Annotated in this window: 18 protein-coding genes; 15 read left to right on the forward strand and 3 right to left on the reverse strand. The window is 38.2% G+C overall.

Annotated elements, in window-relative coordinates:
* Window positions 1–59 precede the first annotated feature (59 nt).
* From FA727_RS06210 to FA727_RS06220, 3 genes are all read left to right on the forward strand, one after another.
* Complete coding sequence (locus FA727_RS06210) at window positions 60–1,796, forward strand: methyl-accepting chemotaxis protein (RefSeq protein WP_136829984.1); 1,737 nt, start codon at window positions 60–62, stop codon at window positions 1,794–1,796.
* Between the two features lie 318 nt (window positions 1,797–2,114).
* Complete coding sequence (locus FA727_RS06215) at window positions 2,115–2,468, forward strand: hypothetical protein (RefSeq protein ID WP_136829985.1); 354 nt, start codon at window positions 2,115–2,117, stop codon at window positions 2,466–2,468.
* Between the two features lie 92 nt (window positions 2,469–2,560).
* Window positions 2,561–3,064, forward strand: a complete 504-nt coding sequence (locus FA727_RS06220) for a DinB family protein (protein WP_136829987.1) — start codon at window positions 2,561–2,563, stop codon at window positions 3,062–3,064.
* Window positions 3,065–3,165: 101 nt separating this feature from the next.
* On the opposite strand, the gene blaI is transcribed toward FA727_RS06220, so the two are convergent.
* Together blaI and FA727_RS06230 are read right to left on the reverse strand one after the other, a co-directional pair.
* Window positions 3,166–3,558, reverse strand: coding sequence for a penicillinase repressor BlaI (gene blaI / locus FA727_RS06225; RefSeq protein WP_136829989.1), 393 nt, complete (start codon window positions 3,556–3,558; stop codon window positions 3,166–3,168).
* A gap of 16 nt (window positions 3,559–3,574) precedes the next feature.
* Complete coding sequence (locus FA727_RS06230) at window positions 3,575–5,353, reverse strand: BlaR1 family beta-lactam sensor/signal transducer (RefSeq protein WP_306461655.1); 1,779 nt, start codon at window positions 5,351–5,353, stop codon at window positions 3,575–3,577.
* Between the two features lie 192 nt (window positions 5,354–5,545).
* On the opposite strand from FA727_RS06230, the gene FA727_RS06235 reads away from it, so the two are divergent.
* Window positions 5,546–7,573, forward strand: a complete 2,028-nt coding sequence (locus FA727_RS06235; RefSeq protein WP_136829991.1) for a peptidoglycan D,D-transpeptidase FtsI family protein — start codon at window positions 5,546–5,548, stop codon at window positions 7,571–7,573.
* Window positions 7,574–7,598: 25 nt separating this feature from the next.
* Window positions 7,599–9,593 carry a penicillin-binding transpeptidase domain-containing protein gene (locus FA727_RS06240; RefSeq protein WP_136829994.1) on the forward strand — a complete coding sequence of 665 codons (1,995 nt, stop codon included), beginning with the start codon at window positions 7,599–7,601 and terminating at the stop codon, window positions 9,591–9,593.
* A gap of 47 nt (window positions 9,594–9,640) precedes the next feature.
* Here the strand turns inward: FA727_RS06240 and FA727_RS06245 are convergent, their stop codons facing one another.
* Window positions 9,641–10,030: a cupredoxin domain-containing protein gene (locus FA727_RS06245; RefSeq protein WP_136829996.1), complete on the reverse strand. Its 390-nt coding sequence runs from the start codon at window positions 10,028–10,030 to the stop codon at window positions 9,641–9,643.
* A 258-nt stretch (window positions 10,031–10,288) separates the two neighbouring features.
* On the opposite strand from FA727_RS06245, the gene FA727_RS06250 reads away from it, so the two are divergent.
* The 10 genes from FA727_RS06250 to rhaS all read left to right on the forward strand — a co-directional run bounded on the left by FA727_RS06250 (window position 10,289) and on the right by rhaS (window position 22,276).
* Window positions 10,289–12,358: a bifunctional aldolase/short-chain dehydrogenase gene (locus tag FA727_RS06250; protein WP_136829998.1), complete on the forward strand. Its 2,070-nt coding sequence runs from the start codon at window positions 10,289–10,291 to the stop codon at window positions 12,356–12,358.
* Window positions 12,359–12,435: 77 nt separating this feature from the next.
* Entirely contained in the window at window positions 12,436–13,401 is a 966-nt protein-coding gene (locus tag FA727_RS06255; RefSeq protein ID WP_136830000.1) for an AraC family transcriptional regulator, read from the forward strand.
* Window positions 13,402–13,529: 128 nt separating this feature from the next.
* The gene (rhaB, locus tag FA727_RS06260) at window positions 13,530–14,948 is read left to right on the forward strand and encodes a rhamnulokinase (protein WP_136830002.1); all 1,419 of its coding nucleotides are present in this window, start codon (window positions 13,530–13,532) and stop codon (window positions 14,946–14,948) included.
* A gap of 17 nt (window positions 14,949–14,965) precedes the next feature.
* A complete protein-coding gene (rhaA, locus tag FA727_RS06265) occupies window positions 14,966–16,219 on the forward strand; it encodes an L-rhamnose isomerase (protein ID WP_136830004.1) in 1,254 nt (417 codons plus the stop codon).
* Window positions 16,220–16,237: 18 nt separating this feature from the next.
* Window positions 16,238–16,552 carry an L-rhamnose mutarotase gene (rhaM, locus tag FA727_RS06270; protein ID WP_136830006.1) on the forward strand — a complete coding sequence of 105 codons (315 nt, stop codon included), beginning with the start codon at window positions 16,238–16,240 and terminating at the stop codon, window positions 16,550–16,552.
* A 110-nt stretch (window positions 16,553–16,662) separates the two neighbouring features.
* Window positions 16,663–17,424 (forward strand): DeoR/GlpR family DNA-binding transcription regulator, encoded by a 762-nt coding sequence (locus tag FA727_RS06275; RefSeq protein ID WP_136830008.1) that lies wholly within the window; start codon window positions 16,663–16,665, stop codon window positions 17,422–17,424.
* Between the two features lie 99 nt (window positions 17,425–17,523).
* Window positions 17,524–19,038 (forward strand): sugar ABC transporter ATP-binding protein, encoded by a 1,515-nt coding sequence (locus FA727_RS06280; protein WP_136830010.1) that lies wholly within the window; start codon window positions 17,524–17,526, stop codon window positions 19,036–19,038.
* 48 nt (window positions 19,039–19,086) lie between these two features.
* Window positions 19,087–20,124, forward strand: coding sequence for an ABC transporter permease (locus tag FA727_RS06285; RefSeq protein WP_136830012.1), 1,038 nt, complete (start codon window positions 19,087–19,089; stop codon window positions 20,122–20,124).
* Between the two features lie 3 nt (window positions 20,125–20,127).
* The gene (locus tag FA727_RS06290; RefSeq protein ID WP_136830014.1) at window positions 20,128–21,150 is read left to right on the forward strand and encodes an ABC transporter permease; all 1,023 of its coding nucleotides are present in this window, start codon (window positions 20,128–20,130) and stop codon (window positions 21,148–21,150) included.
* Window positions 21,151–21,217: 67 nt separating this feature from the next.
* Window positions 21,218–22,276, forward strand: a complete 1,059-nt coding sequence (gene rhaS, locus FA727_RS06295; RefSeq protein WP_136830016.1) for a rhamnose ABC transporter substrate-binding protein — start codon at window positions 21,218–21,220, stop codon at window positions 22,274–22,276.
* The last annotated feature ends 30 nt before the right edge of the window (window positions 22,277–22,306 follow it).

The following is a 22,306-nucleotide window of genomic DNA, read 5'->3' on the forward strand; positions in this document are numbered from 1 at the left end:
AATATGACTAATTATATATACATATTTTTCTAATATTTACGAAATCAGGGGATGGGCAAATGAAAAGAAAATCAAAAATAAAAGTAAAAGGCATTAAAGACCTCGGTATTTTCAAAAAATTAATCGTAATCTTAATCATTTCCACTTTGGCACTAGGCATGGTTGGATATAGCGGAATTGCTGCTATTAATAAGCTTTCTAAAGGTCAAGAAATCATTTATGAAGAGCTATTAATACCAAATCAGTTGTTCTCTGCATTGAAAAGTAATGTTAACGTAATAGATTCAACTATTTTAGAAATAATTGCTGCTCCCGATATGGGCACAAAGCAAGTACTAATTAAAGAAATTCAATCTGTTTTTGAAGAAAATAAAGAATTGGCACAACAAATTGAAAAAATTTATTTACAAACAGATATCAAAAATAAATATGAATACATGAGTCAATCAATGGCTGAACTTGAAGAAATTAGTTCAGAAGTAAGCGATTTTGCTATGGCAAACAAAAATGAAGAAGTTCAATCCATCTATGACGATAGAATCGATCCCATTAGCGATGAATATAATCAATATTTGGAAGAGATTGAAGTTCTAAATGCGGAAAATGCAGAAGCAATCTATCAATCTGATAAAAAGGAAGCACAGCAGACATCTATCTATTTGCTTATCGTAATTGTCGTCTCAATCATTCTATCTATTACTGTCGGTTATTGGATTTCAAGACTGATTGTAAAACCGATTAAGCAGCTCCAAGATGCCTTTGCACAAGCGGAACAGGGTGATTTTACAGCTGAAGGAAAGTATCAGGCCAAAGATGAAATAGGTCAATTGACGACTTCATTCAATAATATGATTACTGCCGTTCGAGCGATCATCATGACCGTTCGAGAAACATCGCATCAATTAGCTAGTTCTTCCGAACAACTAGGTGCGAGTTCTGAAGAAAGTGCAAAAGCAAGTGAACATATCTCTCAGACGATCCAACAACTATCTGAAGGTGCGAACCATCAGGTGGACAGTTTAAATGCAAGCGTCGAAGTAATTGAAGCGATAGCCGATTCCACGGAAAGTATTTCTAATAATACAGAAAAAGTATTATCCAATGCAGAAAAGACGGCGCAACTGTCCGTACAAGGAAACCAGTCCGTGGAAAAAGTAAGTGAAAAAATGGAATCCATTAATGAATCCGTCACTTCTTTAGCGGATGCATTTAATGGGTTAAAAGGTCGTTTGTACGAAATTGTCAATATTACAGGAGTCATTACTGGTATTGCGGACCAAACCAATTTACTAGCACTAAATGCTGCAATAGAGGCTGCGCGTGCAGGCGAACACGGAAAAGGATTTGCCGTTGTTGCTGATGAGGTTAGAAAATTAGCCGAACAATCTGCACAATCTGCCACACAGATTTCTCAACTCATTAATATTATTCAGGCTGACACAGAAAGAACTATGGATAATGTGACAACCGCTACTTCAGAAGTTCAAGAAGGCTTAGGTGTTGTAAAAGAGGCTGGTACAATCTTTAGTAACATCAAGGGTTCAATTGAAAACGTTGTAGTACAAATTGATGAAGTCGGCGATTTAGTAAAACAACTATCGACAGGTATGAAAGAAGTTGAGTATTCGATTCATGGTGTGAAAGAGATAGCAGCAGGCACTGCAAACGGTTCACATACGGTTACATCGGCTACTGAAGAGCAGCTTGCTTCTATGGAAGAAATCACAGCATCAGCACAAATGTTATCTGATAATGCAGAAATGCTACAGATGATCATTAGTCAGTTTAAAATCTAGTCATGAATGACCCGATTCTGGTGCAAAAACACTAGGGAATCGGGTCATTTTATGATTTGATGTGAAGTAGAAATCTGAGAAAACTAATTAGAAAATGAGGTCAACGCTTGTTTTGAAATATAAATCAGCAAATTTTGTAAAATTAGAGTATAATAAGAGTAATAAGGACGTTCACACCGCTTGTAGGCAAGTTTTTATGAAAAACAGGTCTACAAGCTTTTTTATTTCCTTTTTAAAGTCAAACGGTTTCCTATTAGTCGATTAGGGGATACTAAGGATTATACGCGCCAAAATATGGTCAAAAAAGGAGCAAATACGATGAATCAAAAAGAAATTGTCATCGAAATTGATGAAATAAAGTCAGGAAAGGCTAATATTATTTCCTTTTACCGAAACAACAAATTGATTGACCGTGCCCCATTGAAGCTTAAAACGAAGTCTGAGCCTTTCAATTATCATTATCGACATCACTTTGACGGTGATGATCTCGTGAAGATTAATGCCAAGCAGTCCTCGGTGTTTCCGTATAATGGGGAAGGGAAAATTAATGAGTGGGCCAATGAAACGAAAATCTCCTTGAAAACGCTCATTACCGAAGGAAAATTTAATCGTATTTTTACAAAGGGAAACACCAGATACAATGTGAAATTAGTTTGGGTATCGACAAAATAAGAAAACTTGCCTCCTAAAACCTTGGGAGGTCTTTTTGATCCAATCCGCATAATGCGAACAAATGTTTTATAATGATAGTGGAGGCGAAGACAATGTACACAACTATTTCCGATATTTTAAAAGAGTGGAATCGTGAAGCTATGTTAACTGAAAAAGTATTCGAGGGCTTAACAGATGAATCCTTAAATCAAAAGGTTTACCCAGAAGGGCGTACGTTAGGTAGAATTGCGTGGCATATTACAACAGGTCTTCCTGAGTACTTAGCTGAATTTGGATTGAAGATAGACCTTGTTGAAAACAGTGCAGATGTCCCGACATCCGCTGAGGTAATCAAAGTTACACTGAGGGATGTATGCGAAAAGGCGGCCATCGCGCTTGAACAACAATGGACTGACGAATCTTTGAAAATGGTCCAAAATGCGTTTGGACGACAAGAAACGAATGCACAAATTGTTATGGGACTCATTAAGCATAATGCCCATCATCGTGGACAAATGACGGTTCTTTTACGACAAGCTGGAATCAAACCATTTGGAGTATATGGACCTCCAAAGGAAGATTGGAGTCAGCTCGGAGTGGAGAATCCACCACTTTAAGAACTCTGTAATGATACGAGGAAAAAATAAGAAGAGTTTCATTTGAGCCAAATATAAATGGAATCAAAAACTGTTTAGTACGAACCCAAAGAAAAAAGGACTCACTCGAGTCCTTTTTTCTCTGGGTTTTTTTCCAAAATGGAACGTAATTCTTTAATATCCTCATCAGAAAGCGTTTCTTCCTGGATAAATTGAACGAGCATCGATTTCAATGCCCCTCGGTAAATTCGTTTCACAAAGGATTCAGTCTCTGCACGTTGACACTCATCTTGAGAATAGAGGGGATAAAAGGTATAGATTTTCCGATCTTTATGAACTCCCACTACATCTTTATGCACTAATCGATCCAAAAGAGTACGAATCGTTTTTGGCTTCCAATCGGTACTCTCCTGCAAGGATGCAATTACTTCGTTTGCTGTGAGGGGAGCATGATTCCAAAGGATATTCATGACTTCCCATTCTGATTCTGAAATGCTAGGGATATCTTTCACCAGCTATTTGCCTCCTTCTTCAATATAAATTCTTTTTCTTTAAGATCGATAATGCGATTTCAACGGCCTTACTTCCTGTAGCATCCGTTTCATCTTGGATATTCGTCGCAAAATAATACGTATTGTCCTTTGCTTCTACATATCCAATGAACCAGCCATTAATATTCTTTCCGTTAACATTTCCTGTACCCGTCTTCCCAGAGAGGATGGCCCCATTCTTTTCCTCAAGTTGCAGCGCATCCTTGACAGTATTAATATGTTCCTGCTTGAAGCCTTGGTCATTATGATAGAAGTCTCTCAAAATCTTAACCTGTTCAACTGGAGAAATTTTCAACGTAGATTCGAGCCAGAATGAATCCACGCCACCAGAAACATCACCATTTCCATAGTTTATCTGGTTTAAGCTTGCTTGAATCGTATCAAGTCCAGTTTGTTTATCCAATGCTTGAAAGTACCAGTTCACTGAATTCTCTAGGGCAGAGGCTAAGTCATGATCCGTATTCCAAGATTCATAAGGATTTGGCGCTCCATCCCAAGAAATAATGGAAGAGTCCGCGGTAATCACATTCGATTCAAGTGCAAATAGGCCACTATATATTTTGTACGTCGAATCTGGAGAAACTCTCAACGTACTTCTTTCTTTATTATGGATGAAGTATTGGTCATTTTTCTCATCAAATAAAACAAAACTGCCTTCAAATCCATCAAAATATTTTCCTAAATCCTCATACACAATATTTTTACTAGCAAAATCATAACGTTGATTCTCGTCTGCAAAAGCTGAAACAAATGGCAATTGGAGGGATACTAATAATCCTACCAAACCAAAGATAAGGATGCTTCGCCATTTGATTTCCATTGATTCTGGAGCAAAATTGGCGATTCGTTCAATCCGTTTCTTGATTTGCTCCTTTGAACCGTTCAATTCGGTTGCGAAAGAGAAAGTTCGTTTGCGGATTGTGCGGTCAATGAAATTGATGATCGTATTACCATAGTCGGCATGGGAACATGTGTCCAACGATTTCAATACGGCTGTGTCACAGGCAATCTCCCTGTCTAATCGCATTTCTCTAAATGCAATCCAGATCAGAGGATTGAACCAATAAATGATTTGATAGAAGACCATCACATAATTGACCAAAATATCTCTGTTCTTGTAATGATTAAGCTCATGCAAAAATATATATTCCATTTCCTTCATGGTTAACCATGCTTCAGACCGTTTCGGCAACACTACGTAAGTTTGGAAAAGTCCAAAAGTCATCGGGGATGAAACAAGAGAGGATAACGTAAGCTTGATCGGTTTTGAAATTCCTAATCGTATTCGGCATTCCTCAAATAGAAGAAGATATTTCTCATCCCTTATCACAATTGAATTTCTTTTGATTTTATGAATGGACAACCATGCATGAAAGGTCATGAAAGAAGTAATCAGCACTCCAACAATCCAGATGGCTACAAGCGCATAACTAACAAATGAAATATCTGTTCGATTAACCGAAACAGAAAAATCTTGGACCCAATTGAAGCTATTCGTCACTTGGTTTCCATTATGAGCGAAGGAGGATACAGACGCGTTTCCTTGAGAATTCCCCCAAAATAGTTGATCAAATTTAAATGTGTGTGATGGAAAAAAAGGTAGAGATAAAAGGATCATCAGGAAATACCAAATATTATAACTCCATTTCGCGGCTAAATGGTTTTGAAACACCTTTTTCATAGTCAAAATAACCATTACGGAAAACGAAGACACAATCACGCCGATGATTAAATGATTTAAGAGCATACGTTCAGTCAACCTCTCTTTCCTCTACATATAGCCTCTATGTATCTAGTTGAATATAAGTGCATTCTAGCATTCTCATGTGAATTTCACAATTGAACGGAACATGGAAAACAAAAAATTGACATCATAAGACTACGCATGTAGTATTATACTACAAACGTAGTCGACTACAAATGTAATCCGATTTAGAAATGAGGAAAAGCAATGTTCCTTAAACAAAAAATGCAGAAAGATGACTCAAAGTCTCATCAGGAGAAGCAACTTGCTAGAAGGATGAACCTGATCTTTTTCATCATATTTGTTCTATTTACTGTTTTAATCGTTCGCTTGGGATACGTGCAGATTGTCCAAGGAGAAGTATACCGAAGTGAAGTTGAACGAGAAGAGACAACGATCATCTACAATCCAGTCCCAAGAGGTAAGATTTATGATCGGAATCACCATTTAATCGTGTATAACATTCCTGAAAATGCAATCACTTTTACGCCACCAAAGCATCCAAAGTCTAACGAACTATTTGATTTAGCAAAGAAGCTTGCACAGATGATTACAATGACGGAAAAAGATGTTCAAAAAGTAACAACACGTGATTTGAAAGACATGTGGCTCTTACAACATCAAAACGGGGAAGAGCTTATAACAGAAAAAGAAAAGAAAAAGCTAAATGATCAAGAATTATACCAAGTGAAACTCGAACGTATTAGTGAGAAGAACCTGGAAGAGCTTGATCGAAATGTAGCAGCTATTTTTCGCAAGTTATCAGTTGCGGTTGCATTAACACCTACTATTATTAAAAATGAAAATGTAACAGATATAGAATTTGCTAGAATCAGTGAAAATCTAGCTAGCTTACCAGGCGTCGATGTCACCACTGATTGGAAACGTGGTAGCCACTATGGGGATACTTTTTGGAATATGATCGGGGAAGTTACATCGACTGATGAGGGTCTTCCTGCAGAAATGGCAGAGTACTATCAGGCAAGAGACTACAAATTAAACGATCGAGTTGGAAAAAGCTATTTAGAAGAACAATATGATGATCTTTTACAAGGCCAAAAGATCAAAATAAGAATTGCAACCAATCAAGAAGACGATGTTGTAGAAAGAGAGGTCATATCGGAAGGGGAACCAGGAAAAGATCTTGTTCTTACAATTGATATGAAACTTCAAGCCGAAGTAGAAAAGATTATGGAAGAAGAGCTCTTGACCGCTATTCGAAAGCCTCACACGGAAACACTCGATACAGCCTTCGTAGTGGCAATGGAACCTAAAACAGGGAATATCCTCGCTATGTCGGGAAAGGTATATGACAGAAAATCAAAAAAATTTTATGACTATACACCAGGTACCTTTACATATGCATTTGAACAAGGCTCAGTAGTCAAGGGTGCGACTCTATTAGCTGGGTATCAAACAGGAGTAAGAAAAATAGGGGAAACCGAAATGGATGAGGTCCTACATATTAAAGGCTCTGGAACCTTTTCTTCATCCCATGTTATGAATCGTATCAATGATTTAAGGGCGATTGAAAGTTCATCAAACGTATACATGTGGTTAACCGCGATTGAGATTATGAATGGCAAGTATGTACGAAATGGTCCATTGAAGTATGATCCTGAAAAGATAGAGACCATCCGTTATTACTTCAATCAATTTGGCTTAGGTGTGCCTACGGGAATTGGTTTTGAAAATGAAGCAATTGGAGTTAAAGGAACAAATCAAAGTACCTATTTTCAAATCGCGATCGGACAGCTAGATACATATACTCCTATGCAAATAGCACAGTATATTTCCACTATTGCCAATGATGGCTACAGGATGAAGCCACACCTTGTAAAAGAAATTCGGGAACAAAATAATAATGGAGAACCATTGGGCAATGTTATCGAACGTCTCGACCCTGTTGTGTTAAATCGCTTGGATATGAAAGATGAATACATCAAACGTGTCCAACAAGGTTTATGGCAAGTAACTCATGGTTCTCAAGGAACAGCGCGCCGATACTTTATGAACGAACCCTATAATGTAGCTGGAAAAACGGGGACTGCTGAGTCTTTTAAAAATGGGATCAAAACATGGAATCAATCTTTTGCGGGGTATGCACCCTTTGATGATCCACAAATTGCCCTTGCGGTGATTGTTCCAAATGCTTATATAGATGGCTACTCTGCACCTCATAGTACGGCCAATATGATTAGCCAAAGAATCTTTAGAACCTTTTTTAATAAGTAGATTACTAGTATAGGAGTTGATAAAGATGAAACGTTTATCTCTATATCTAATCATCGTTTTCTTAATTCTTCTTGCTGGATGTTCGAAAAAGTTAACCCCTGAAGAGTCCTTCAATGCTTATCTCGAAAGCTGGCAGAACATGAACTTTGAAGAAATGTATAAGTCTCTTTCTCAAGAAGCAAAAGGAGAGATTTCAAAAGAAGATTTTGTTGCAAGATATGAAAAGATCTATCAAGGAATCAATGCTGAGAATTTAAAGATAAAGGGGATCTTTAAGAAAACAGAAGATAAACCAAAAGAAGCTACAACTTCACTTGTGTATTCTGTTCAAATGGAGACAAGTGCTGGACCGCTTGAATTCACTCACAAAGCTACTCTTGTAAAGGAAAAGAATGAAACTGAACAAGAATGGTTCGTAAACTGGGAGCCTTCTCTTATTTTTCCACAATTATTGGCAGGAGATACCGTAGGCGTAAAGACACTTAAAGCAACAAGGGGTGAAATACGTGATCGAAACGGGAGTGGACTTGCCATTAATGCACCAGCTAATGTCGTTGGAGTGGTACCTGGAAAACTAGGGGAACAATCCATAGAAAAATTAGCTAGCATTCTGAGCATTGAGGAAGAGGAAATCAATAGCAAGCTAAGTGCGACATGGGTAAAACCAGAATTATTTGTTCCCCTTGCCACATTACCTTATGGAGAAACAGACATACAGCCGTACTTAGAAATTCCTGGCGTGATGATTCAAGAAGAAACAGTTCGGTCTTATCCTTTCGGGGCTTCAGCTGCTCATTTAGTTGGGTATGTTCGAGAAGTGACGGCTGAGCAATTAGAGAAGTTGAAAGAGAAAGGATATTCTTCCGGAGACGTGGTAGGAAACTCAGGTCTAGAGAGTATATACGAAGAGGAATTACGAGGACAAGACGGAGTCCATATTTTTATTAAAAAGGAAGATGGTAGTTTAAAAGAAACACTCGCAGAAAAAGAGGTTGTTCAAGGAAAGAATCTGGAACTTACCATTGATGCCAATCTGCAGAATGAACTATTTCAACAACTGGATGGGGATGCAGGTACTTCTGTGGCACTCGATCCGACAAATGGTGCACTGCTTGCATTAGTTAGCACTCCCTCATTTGATCCAAATGCCTTTGTAAGGGGATTATCTGACGAACAGTGGGAGGAGTGGAATTCCGATCCGAAAAAACCATTCTTCAATCGCTTTGTAAATCGGAATGCCCCTGGTTCGGTGTTCAAGACAATTACTGCAGCTATTGGCTTAAAGACAGGAATCACCGTTCCAAATGACGTGAAAGAAATCGATGGAATTCGTTGGTCAAAAGATGAATCTTGGGGCGGATATTATGTGACACGCGTAAAAGACAAGGCATCAGTAAACTTACGGAATGCCTTTGTTTATTCTGATAATATCTATTTTGCTCAGGAAGCTGTTGAGATGGGGGTAGAAAAATTTGTGGAAGAGGTTAGTGCATTTGGTTTTGGTGATGAATTAAATCTGCCGTTCCCGGTTAAACCTTCTCAGCTTGCCAACGATGGAATTAAGACAGAAGTTCAATTAGCAGACTCAGCCTACGGACAAGGAGAGGTATTGATGAGTCCGATTCATTTAGCAACCATATATTCCGCGCTTTTAAATGAAGGCGACATGCTCTATCCGTCTTTACTAAAAGACGAGCAGCCAAAGGTGTGGAAAGAAGGGTTAATAGACCATGAAACAGTCCATTTACTTAAGGAAAATCTTCGGCAGGTTGTCGAAGATCCAGGTGGTTCAGGGCATGGAACCACAATTTCTGGTAAGGCAATGGCTGGAAAATCTGGTACTGCAGAAATAAAAGCAAGCAAAGATGATAAAAGCGGTACGGAAAATGGTTGGTTTGTTGGGTTTGATTTGGAACAACCTAACCTCTTAGTTGCGATGATGGTGGAAGATGTCAAGAATAGAGGCGGAAGCAGTTATGTAGTCAAAAAAGTTAAAAATGTTTTCCTAACGGTCGAATAATGATAAAAGAGGAGTGCAAACTTTTGTTATGCACTCCTCTTTTATCATTATTCTACTACTTTTAATGTTAGAACCATTCCTTCATGATCCTCTATGGCTCCACAAACTGTAGAACAGATAAGTTCGAATTCTCCTGTTTTGTCTGCTGTAAATTCTGCAGGAGCATCAACAGTTAAGTCGAATCCTAAATCTTCACTTTTAATAGTATGTAGACCTTCTTCGTTCACCAAGTTAAGCTTAACGTTCGTACCTTTCTTAACCGTTAACTCTTTATCTGAAGTGAATTCCCAGTTCGTTGCTGTAATTGTAAATTCCTCTGCACCTGATGTAGATGCCGTTTCAGTAGCTGGTTCAGAAGTTTTTGATTCTTCGCCTCCACAAGCTGCTAATCCTAGTGTTAAGGAACCTGCAAATAAAAGAACTCCTAGTTTTTTCATTGTAATTAACTCCTTTATGTTGGATTCGTACTAAACGAATGTAATTTGTTTAGCCACCCTTATTGTAAGGAAACAAATCAAGAAGGAGTGTGATCTAGATCAAGTTGATTAAAATTATTTAGAACAAATTGAAATCTTTTAATCAATCATTAGATGAATCAAACGAAAACAAAACTAAATAAAATAAATATTCAAAAATAAACAAAAATAATATACAATTAAACAGAAGAAAAAATAAAAATAAAAGGAGGAATTCGGATGGTTAAGAATTATTGGGATTCTGCAAAAGCTTCAAAACTTACAAAAGGACTGGAAGAACTTGTTTATCGTTCCAATTTGATCGGATCAGATCGCGCTGTGTGCAACTGGGGTGGAGGAAATACCTCTATAAAGACATTAGAAAAGGATTTTCGAGGACGCGATATTGAAGTGATGTGGGTCAAAGGAAGCGGCTCTGATTTAGCTACAATGAAAGCGCATAATTTCACAGGACTTATTTTGGATGATATTCTCCCTCTTATCGATCGTGAAGAGGTGAGCGACGAAGAGATGGTTACCTACCTTTCCCATTGTATGATTGACAGCAAGCACCCCAGAGCATCGATTGAAACATTATTGCATGCATTTTTACCGTATAAGCATGTCGACCATACACATCCAGATGCGATTATTAGTATTTGCTGTGCTGATAATGGGAAACAGATTGCTGAAGAAATCTTTGGTAACCGTTTTGTATGGGTTCCTTACATACGTCCTGGCTTCACTCTTTCCAAAATGATTGCTGAAGGAGTCAAAAACAATCCCAACGCTGAGCTTGTCCTAATGGAAAAGCATGGGTTAGTGGTATGGGGTGACACGGCTGAAGAAAGCTATAACAAAACTATTGCGGTAATAAATGAAGCTGAAAACTATATTAATAGTAGAATCACTGAAAACAGTATATTTGGAGGTCAAAAATATCAATCCTTACTGGAGGAAGACGCAAGGGCCATTTTAGCAAAAGTCTTACCTGTCATTCGTGGAGCTGTTAGCGATGAAAAGAAAATGATTCTGACATATGACCGCGGAGAAGATATCCTACAGTTTGCAAATAGCCATTATGCACCAGTACTTTCCAAGGTAGGGGCTGCATGTCCAGACCATCTTGTACATACAAAGCGAGTTCCATTATATATAGATTGGGATCCACAAACTAAAAATGTTGATGTACTAATCCAAAGCATTAAATCTGAGATTGAAAATTTCAAAGAAGCATACAGGTCCTATTTTGAACAAAACAAAAATGAAGACGACAAAATGTTCGAGCCTGCTCCACGTGTCATCCTTATCCCAGGTCTCGGGATGGTGAACACAGGCAAGGACATAAATAATTCACGTGTAAGCGGTGCACTATACCATCGTGCCATTGCTGTGATGAAAGGGGCTACTACTCTAGGAAACTTTGTTTCTCTCAATGAAAACGAGTCCTATAATATCGAATACTGGCCACTTGAGTTATATAAATTAAGCTTGGCTCCTTCTGAAGCAGAATTTTCTCGTAAGATTGCCTTTGTGACTGGTGGAGCAGGTGGAATCGGGAGTGAAACTTGCCGTCGTTTTGTTTCTGAAGGCGCTCATGTTGTGATTGCCGATTTAAACCTTGAAGGAGCAGAAAAGGTTGCTTCAGAAATCAATGAAAAGTATGGCAATGGACGTGCATTGGCTATAAAAATGGATGTTACGAGCGAAGAAGAAGTTCAATCTGCCTTTGATCAATCTTCCCTTACCTATGGTGGTGTTGACATAATTGTGAACAATGCCGGTCTTGCAACTGGAAATCCCCTTGACGAAACAACTCTAAAAGAGTGGAATTTGAACATGAATGTCCTAGGAACAGGGTATTTCCTTGTGGCTCGTGCTGCATTCAGACTAATGAAACAACAAGCTCTAGGTGGAAGTATGGTTTTTGTTGGTTCAAAAAATTCCATTTATGCTGGTAAAAACGCAGCTGCCTACAGCTCTGTAAAAGCTCTTGAAACCCATTTGGCTAGATGTATCGCAGCAGAGGGAGGAGAATACGGAATCCGTGTCAACTCCATTCTTCCTGACGCCGTTCTTCAAGGCTCAGCGATTTGGAATTCAAACTGGCGTAATGAGCGTGCGGCTGCATACGGAATTGAACCTGATCAATTAGAAGAGCATTATCGGCAGCGAACAACTCTAAAAGTGAATATTTATCCAAGTAATATCTCAGAAGCAATTGCTTTCTTCGCTTCATCCAAATCAGACAGAACAACAGGCTGTATGATAACCGTCGATGGCGGAGTACCGGCGGCGTTCACTAGATAATATGTAGAAAAGACTCCTAGATTTTTCTAGGAGTCTGCTATAATTAAAATTAAATCAATAGTAGAGTGGGTGATGGGATGAACCAAGCTCTCTTAGAAGAATTGATGAAATTAACAGAAGAAGAACAAGAAATACTTAGCCTAAGAAAAGAAGTAAAAAAAGAGTTGTATACAAGTCAGACTGCTTTTGTGATTGAGAGTGAAAAATTCTTAAGCAAAGACAAAATGATTGAGCTCAGGAAGCATACAAGATTCATCAATTTTCCCATGCATCGCCATGACTATATTGAAATCAATTATGTATTCCACGGCAAGCTGAAACAAAAGGTCGGGAACGAACGAATCTGTTTAAAACAGGGCGAGTTGCTCTTTCTAAATCAACATATTTATCATGAAATTGAGGCAAGCTCTGAGGAAGACATCATCATTAATTTTATTGTTCAGCCCAAGTTCTTTGAATTTATCTTTTCGTACCTTTCTACTGATAATATCGTCAGCAATTTCTTAATCAATAGCCTCTACGATCATACCCAAAATGGACAATATCTTTATTTTAAAATTTCCGAAGTCAATGAAATTCAAGAGATTATACAGAAAATGATCGAGGAAATCATGAATCCCTCCTTGTTGTCTGATTCAACGATTAAGCTTTACGCTGGATTACTCATGATTGAACTCATTAAGAACTCGAACTTATTGGAGCAAAATAACGAGAATTCGAATCAACACTTTATTGTCGTTGAAACAATGAAATATGTGGATGAGCATTACCAGAATGCTACTTTATATGAACTTTCTAAGATGCTACATTTACCTCACTACACATTAAGTAAACAAATCAAAAATGCAACGAATTTCACATTTAAAGAATTGCTTCAAGAAAAACGATTGAACAAAGCAAGACATTTATTAATGGAATCGGAAATTCCGATAATGGAAATAGTTGAAACGGTTGGCTATGACAATATCAGCTATTTTTATCGCATTTTTAAAAGTAAATTTGGATTAACACCGAAAAAATTAAGGGAGCAGATTGTAATTTAACGATTACATTTGCTTCCTTTTTGTGCAAATAAGGACAAAATTTAGTTGAATGAGGTCATAGGATTTTTTTAGAGATTTAGTAAGATAGATCTATAGTAAGCGTTTACAACGAGTGAGAGGTGTCGTACTTGGCAAGCTATAGTGTTGCGGTAGATATTGGTGCTTCAAGTGGAAGATTAATTATGGGTAATCTTGAAAACGGACTATTGAAACTGAGAGAAATCCATCGTTTTGAAAACGAAATCATTCAAAAAGATAACCATTTTTGCTGGGATGTTGATTTACTTTTTCAAGAAATCATCATCGGCTTAAAAAAATGTATGAAAATGAGGATTCAGCCTGTAAGCATTGGGATTGATACATGGGCAGTTGATTTTGTTCTTTTGGATGATAAAAATCACCGTATCACGGAAGCCGTTTCCTATCGAGATCCACGGACAGATGGAATGATGGAAGAGGTCTTCAAACTAATTCCAAAAGAGGAGCTTTACTTAGAAACAGGGATTCAGTTTCAAAAGTTTAACACGATTTATCAGCTGTATTCTTTAAAAAAGAATCATCCTGAAATACTAGATAAAGCCAGTTCATTCTTAATGATTCCCGATTATTTGAATTTCTTGTTAAGCGGAAGAAAGACAAATGAATACACAAATGCATCCTCAACACAGCTGGTGAATGCTTTTACAAAAGAATGGGATAATATCTTACTGGATACACTCGGTATCAAAAAATCAATCTTCCAGTCAATACAGCGCCCGAAGAGTGTGATTGGAACATTGAGAGATGAGCTGGTTGCTGAACTTGGCTTTGATATGAAGGTAATCCTTCCAGCCACCCATGATACGGCTTCAGCTGTCATCTCAGTTCCAGAGCAAGATGATTCCATCTATATAAGTTCTGGCACGTGGTCCTTAATGGGAGTAGAAAATAGGTTCCCAATCTGTGTCCCAAAAGCACTAGAATACAATTTTACCAATGAGGGCGGGATCGATTATCGCTTCCGTTTTCTAAAGAATATTATGGGCCTTTGGATAATCCAAGAGGTTAAGCGAAATTATGAGGATGAATATACCTTTGCCGATTTGGTGCGCCTAGCGAAAGAAGCAAAGGATTTTAGCGCAATCGTGAACGTCAATGATGACCGATTCTTAAAACCGGACAATATGATAGAGGAAATCAGAAATTATTGTATTGAGACTGAGCAATCGATTCCGAGTACACCAGGTGAAGTAGCTAAATGTGTGTATGATAGTTTGGCAGATAGCTATTTTCAAACCGTTAAGGAAATCGAAGAAATTTTTGAAAAAACTTTTTCTAAGATCAATGTCATAGGTGGCGGATGTCAAAATGAAATGCTTAATCAGCAAATTGCCGAGGTCACAGGCAAAGAAGTTGTTGCTGGACCTATTGAGGCTACAGCGATTGGTAACGTGGTGGCACAATTGATGGCCATAGGAGAAATTGCTGATCTTAATGAAGCACGCTCTATTATTAATAAATCCTTCGAGGTAAAAAGATACATATCGACTCAAGGTTCAAGAAATTAGTAGAAAGGAAGAATAGGATGACTATACTTGAAAATTATGAACTTGCAAAACAAGCTTATAATAAATGGGGTGTTGATGTAGATGAAGCAATCAATACGTTGAAAAAGGTTGCCATCTCCATACATTGCTGGCAGGGAGATGACATCAACGGATTTGAAGTAAATCCAAGTGAGTTATCTGGAGGAATTGATGTAACAGGGAATTATCCAGGCAAAGCCACAAGTCCAAAAGAATTACGACAGGATTTAGAAAAGGCATTGTCGCTCATTCCTGGAAAGCATCGAGTTAACCTCCATTCTATTTATGCAGAAACAGACGGAGTAGTAGTCGACAGGGATCAACTTCTTCCAAAGCATTTCGAAAACTGGGTAGAGTGGGCAAAGAAACAAGGCATAGGATTAGATTTCAATCCAACCTTATTCTCACATCCAAAAGCAGAGGAAGGTCTTACCCTTTCTCATCCGAATCGAGAAATCCGTCAATTCTGGATCAATCATTGCATCGCTTGTAGAAAAATCGGGGAGTATTTTGGCAAAGAGCTTAGCACCCCAGCCTTAACAAATATATGGATTCCGGATGGCTACAAAGATATTCCGAGTGACCGCTTAACCCCTAGAGTGAGATTGAAAGATTCTTTAGATCAGATCTTCGCTGATGCAGTGGATGAAAAGTATAATTTAGACGCTGTCGAGAGTAAGGTTTTTGGAATTGGTTCAGAATCGTATGTGGTAGGCTCTCATGAATTCTATATTGGCTATGCTCTGAAAAATAATAAGCTTTGCCTACTAGATACTGGTCATTATCATCCAACAGAAACCGTCTCAAACAAAATCTCATCTCTACTTCTTTATAGTGAAAAGATAGCTTTGCATGTGTCTAGACCTGTTCGCTGGGACAGTGATCATGTTGTTATTCTAGATGATGAGCTTCGCGAAATTGCACTTGAGATTGTTCGAAATGAAGCCTTAAACCGGGTCATTATTGGACTCGATTTCTTTGACGCAAGCATTAATCGAGTTGCAGCTTGGATCATCGGCACACGAAATATGCTCAAAGCCTTACTCTACGCATTATTAACACCAAATGATTATCTAAGACAGCTTCAAGAGGATGGAAATTTCACGGAAAGATTAGCACTTTACGAAGAGTTCAAAACTTATCCGTTTGGAGCCGTATGGGATTACTACTGTGAGCAAATGGGCGTTCCAATCAAAGAAAATTGGCTCGAAGAAATCAAACTATATGAAAAAGAAGTTTTGTTAAAGCGCTAAGTGAAAGGAGAAATTCAGATGATTCGAAAAGCATTTATTATGACAGTGTATCCTGATATGCATGAAGAATACGAGAGACGTCATCGTGAAATCTGGCCGGAGATGATCGAAGAATTACGAAATCATGGAGCAAAAAATTATTCCATTTTTTTAGATAAAGAGACCAACCAACTATTTGGTTATCTAGAGATTGACGATGAAGAAAAATGGAAGCAAATGCCTTTAACCGAAACCAATCAAAAATGGTGGAGGTACATGGAGCCTGTTATGATAACAAATCCTGACGCTAGTCCAGTTACGAGAGAATTAAGTGAAGTATTCCATATGGATTAACTAAAAATAAAAAGTGAGGATATACTTTTGTTTATGTGCAAATATGTTATAATTTAACAAATAAATAAACACAAACAAACATAAATAAAAGTGAAGAGGGGTTATTGATTTTGCTTGTTGCCGAACGTCACCGGAGGATTGTGGAGTTAGTAAATGAAAGATCAAGTATAAGAGTTACCGAGTTAAGTGATATTTTTGGAGTGACAGAAGAAACGATAAGACGAGATCTTGAAAAGCTTGAAAAAGAGCATTTCTTGATGAGAACTCATGGTGGCGCTGTTAGTTTAGCGGAAGACCATGAAGAAACTTCTTATATCGAAAGAGAAATTACCAATTCAAATGAAAAGAGAGCTATTGCATTAGAAGCACTTCATTACATAGAACCAGGAGACCAAATTGTATTGGATGCTAGCACCACTGCTTGGTATATGGCAAAGGAATTGCCAGACATGCCCTTAACTGTACTAACGAATTCGATCAAGGTTGCCATCGAACTCAGTAAAAAGGGACAAATAAGGGTCATTTCAACGGGAGGTTCTTTGTTATCACAATCCCTTTCATACGTTGGACCTCTCGCAGAACGATCTTTAAGTATGTATCACGTGAATAAAGCTTTTTTGTCTTGTAACGGGATTCATTTAGAAAGTGGACTAAGCGATCTAAACGAAATGCAAGCTCTAGTGAAAAAGAAAATGATCGATATTGCTGACGAAACTGTTTTGGTGGCCGATTCAAGTAAGTTTGGAGTGCGCTCCTTTTCTCAGATTAGTTCTTTATCAAGCGTTGATTATATTATTACCGATACCCGAGTAGATGAAAATATTAAAAAAGCATTAAAAGAAAAATCAATAAAGATGACTATTGCAAAATAGCAAGTTACCTCCACATCGGAGGTAACTATTAGACACGATATGTAAGCGATTGCTTAATCTTTATTGTTAACGTCAATTGCACAGGTTAGGAGGGATTACATGTCCGAAGAATATGTACTGGAGCTTAAAGGCATTACTAAGGAATTTCCTGGTGTAAAGGCTCTTGATAATGTTCATTTCAGGCTAAAAAAGGGAGAAATTCATGCCCTAATGGGAGAAAATGGTGCTGGAAAATCAACTTTTATCAAGGTGATTACAGGGGTTCATCCTCCGAATGCTGGAGAATTGTTCCTTAATGGAAAGAATGTCCAATTTACAAGCCCTCTTGATGCACAGAAAAATGGAATTGCAGCCATCTATCAACATGTCACCAATTACCCTGATTTAAGTGTAACTGAAAATATCTTCATGGGACATGAAAAGGTGCATAAAGGGACCAAACGGTTGCTTTGGAAGGAAATGCACGCTGAAGCTAGAGCCATATTGCAGGATTTAGGCTCATCGATAGATCCGAAGGAAGAAATGGGATCACTCAGTGTAGCCCAACAGCAAATTGTGGAAATCGCCAAAGCCATTTCAACCAATGCAAAAATCATCATTATGGACGAACCGACTGCAGCCTTAACTGCTAGAGAAAGTGAAGAACTCTATAAGATTACTGAACGCTTACGAGACCAAGGAGCTTCTATAATTTTTATCTCACACCGCTTTGAAGATATGTATCGATTAGCAAGCCAAGTGACAGTGTTTCGAGATTCAAAGTATATTGGCACGTGGGGCGTAAATGATATTTCACATGAACAATTGATTGTGGCTATGGTCGGACGAGAAATTACGCAAGTTTTTCCGACTAAGACGAACAAAAAGGGTGAGAAGATTCTTGAAGTAAAAGAGTTGGGCAAAATCGGCTACTATGCGGATATTTCTTTTACCCTACATAAGGGAGAAATTCTTGGTTTAACAGGATTAGTAGGTGCGGGAAGGACAGAAGTTTGTCAATCTCTATTCGGCATTACTACCTATGATCGAGGAGAAGTATTCTTAAAAGGGAAAAAGGTTAAAATTAGAGATCCAAAAGAGTCTATGAATCTAGGAATTAGATATCTCCCTGAAGATCGACAATTACAAGGATTAGTACTCGATTGGAGTATTGGAAGAAATATTGCATTGCCAGCCCTAAAGGAATTATCACGAAAAGGGTGGCTTAGTGAGAAGAAAGAAGCCTCTTTAGCGAAAAGATTAGCTGAAAAAGTAAATGTCAAAGCCAACAGTATTTTTGACTTAGTAAGCTCCCTATCTGGTGGGAATCAGCAAAAAGTATCCGTGGCCAAATTATTAACGGCAGATCTCGATATTATTATTCTCGATGAACCAACAAAAGGGGTAGATGTTGGAGCAAAATCAGCGATATATGAAATTATTCATGATCTAGCAGTTCAGGGCTACAGTATTATCATGATCTCATCGGAGATGCCGGAAATATTGGGAATGAGTGACCGAATCGTCGTTATGCGTGAAGGAAGAATTACGAAGATTATTGAACAAAAAGATGCTACACAAGAGGGAATCCTAGAAGCAGCCATGAGTGAATCGAAGAAAGTGGAAATAGGTTAACTACGGGAATTATTTTTGCAAAATTCTAACATAAGTGAGGTGAAAGGCATGCCAGAAAATATCATACCTAACGCGACGCAGGTGGATGCTCAAATAGTTAAGACCTCCAAATTAGCTAGTCTCTATAAATTTAGAGAGCTTGGATTGCTAGCATTTATCATCATTCTGGCTATTGCTGTCCAGCTCAGAAACTCAAGCTTTTTGAGTGGGGAAAACATCAACGACATGATTACGAATACAGCCATTCTTAGTATTTTAGCTCTAGGAATGATGATTGTCCTGATCACAAGAGGAATTGATTTATCGATCGCTTCCGTCATTGCTCTTTCAGGGATGATTACAGCCCAAATCGTTAGCGCGAACCAAAACCTCAACCCTATCTTAGTCATATTACTAGGAATTGTTATTGGAATGGTCGCCGGTTTTATTAATGGATTCCTAGTCTCCAAGGTCGGTCTATTACCGATCATTGCAACTCTTGCTACGATGAATATTTTTCGAGGGATTACTTACAAAATTAGCGGTGGAGAGTGGGTTAGCTCCTATCAAATGCCGGAAAGCTTTGTCTCGATTGCTACAGGTAAAACATTTGGAATCAATAATTTAATTGTTATTGCCATTGTCATTTATCTTATATTCTTCTATTTTATCAATCATACACGCACAGGAAGACAAATATATGCTGTGGGAAGTAACCCTGAATCAGCAAGAGTCAGTGGGATAAAAGAAAATAGAATTCTTATGCTCGTCTACACCATCATGGGCGGACTTGCTGGATTGTCCGGCGTCTTATGGGTCTCAAAATTCGCGTCCGCTCAAGGGGATACAGCTTCCGGTTATGAAATGACTGTCATTGCCGCCTGTATACTAGGTGGTGTGAGTATTGCAGGAGGAGCAGGAAAAATCTCAGGTGTCATCTTAGGTGCGATTCTCATCGGAATACTCAATAACGCCCTCCCGTTATTGAACGTTTCTCCTTTCTGGCAAAACGCCATTCAAGGGGCTATTATCCTCTTTGCCGTCATCATGAATACTCTCGTTAAAAGAGGGGTCGACCGCAATAACCTTATGAGGAGGAAGATATAAGTCATGGAACACAAAACAGAACTTGATAATCAAGGTTATATTCAACGCTCCCTTCTTGATAAAAAAGAATTTACTTTTAAAGGCTTCTTTCTCCAATGGGAATGGATGCTGGTTATTATTCTTATTGCGGTTATGATCATCAATGCAACTCTATCACCATATTTCTTAAACTATCCCAGTTTACGAGATGGAACCATGACCTTTTTAGATAAGGCATTTATTGTTTTTCCAATGGCAATGATCATGATTCTCCGTGATATTGATATATCTGTGGGCTCAACAGTAGCTTTATCGTCCGTGGTGATGGCAACCATGTACAATAGTCTTGGTGTTCCAATGGAACTGGCCGTCGTGATATGTCTTGTAGTTGGGGCATTATGTGGACTCATAAATGGATTGTTAATCATCAAGTTTAAAGAATTATCAGCAGTTATTATCACGCTTGGAACAATGATTTTATATCGAGGAATCGCTTATGTCATCTTAGAAGATCAGGCATCTGGTAATTTTCCAGAATGGTTTGGTTTCTTCGGATGGGGATATGTCTATGGTACTCCATTTGTTCTAATCCTATTTATCTGTGTAGCAATTGTATTTGGAGTTATTCTCCACAAATCTACTTTTGGTCGAGAAATTTTTGCAATCGGAAAGAACCCAACTGCGAGTCGATTTTCTGGTGTAAAAGTGGATCGGATAAAAGTGATTGTTTTTGTCCTTGCTGGTTTAATGGCTGGCGTAACCGCATTGTTTTTAACCTCAAGAATGGGAAGTACAAGACCAAATGTAGCCAATATGTATGAACTAGATGTGATTGCCATGGCCGCACTTGGAGGAGTTAGTACAGCAGGTGGAAAAGGTAAAATTATTGGCACAGTCATCGCCGTGTTCATTATTGGGTATCTTCAATACGGTCTCGGTCTCATCAATATTCCTGCACAAACACTGCTCATCGTTGTGGGTGCGTTATTAATTTTTGCAGTGGCACTTCCAAAAGTAAGATTACCGAAGATTTTCAGAAAAAAATAACCAAGGTATATCCAGTTTTTCAAAAACTGATATGCATATAAAACGAAATTGAAAAGGGGAGAAAGAAATGAAGAAGTACTTAACGATGTTTCTTTCAATGGTTTTACTTTCAACGATGCTCATAGCCTGTAGCCAAGGGGCTCCAGAAACAAGTGGATCTTCTAGCGAAAATGGGGGAGACGAGGGAGAATCTGCCTCAAATAAGTATGCATTTGTCTTCAAAAACACCGGAAATCCTTATGGTGAAAAGATGATGGAAGGCTTCCAAGAGGTAATAGAAGAACTCGGTGGTGAGGTCATTCTACGTTCACCAGATCAACCAACAGCAGAAGGTCAGATTCAAATTATTGAACAGCTTATTACTCAGAAGGTTGCAGCTATTGCTGTAGCAGGAAATGATCAAGATGCTTTAGAGCCTGTATTAAAGAAAGCAATGGATCAAGGAATTAAAGTACTTTCTGTTGACTCTGCTGTAAACGCTAACAGTCGTCTACTTCATGTGAACCAAGCAAACCCTGAACGAATTGGTCGTGTACAAGTAGAGGCTGTTTCCGAAATGATTGGTGGAGTGGGGCAAATTGCCATCCTAAGCGCAACTTCACAAGCAACGAACCAAAATTTATGGATTGAATGGATGAAAAAAGAATTAGAAAAACCAGAGTACTCCAAGATAGAACTTGTTAAAGTAGCATATGGGGATGACTTACGTGATAAGAGCGTTTCTGAGGCAGAAGCATTATTAAAGTCTTATCCGGATTTGAAAGGCATTATCGCACCTACTACTGTAGGGATTGCAGCAGCTGGTAAAGTTTTAACTGATAAAGGTTTACAAGGAAAAGTTGCTTTAACTGGCTTAGGTCTACCAAGTGAGATGGCGAGCTATATTGAAAACGATGTTTCACCATGGATGTACTTATGGAATCCGATTGATGTTGGAAAAGTAACTGGTTATGCAGCAAATGCTTTAGTAGAAGGTACTATTACTGGATCGATTGGAGACAAACTTGAAGCAGGCGACCAAGGCACATTAGAAATAGTCGAAGATGGCGATGGTACACAAATCATGCTTGGCGATCCATTCAAGTTTGATAAAGATAACATTGCTGAATGGAAAGATGTTTACTAGAGTATAAAAATAGTAAAAAACAATCCCGTC

This window comes from Robertmurraya kyonggiensis (assembly GCF_005116465.1).
GTDB lineage: Bacteria > Bacillota > Bacilli > Bacillales > Cytobacillaceae > Robertmurraya > Robertmurraya kyonggiensis.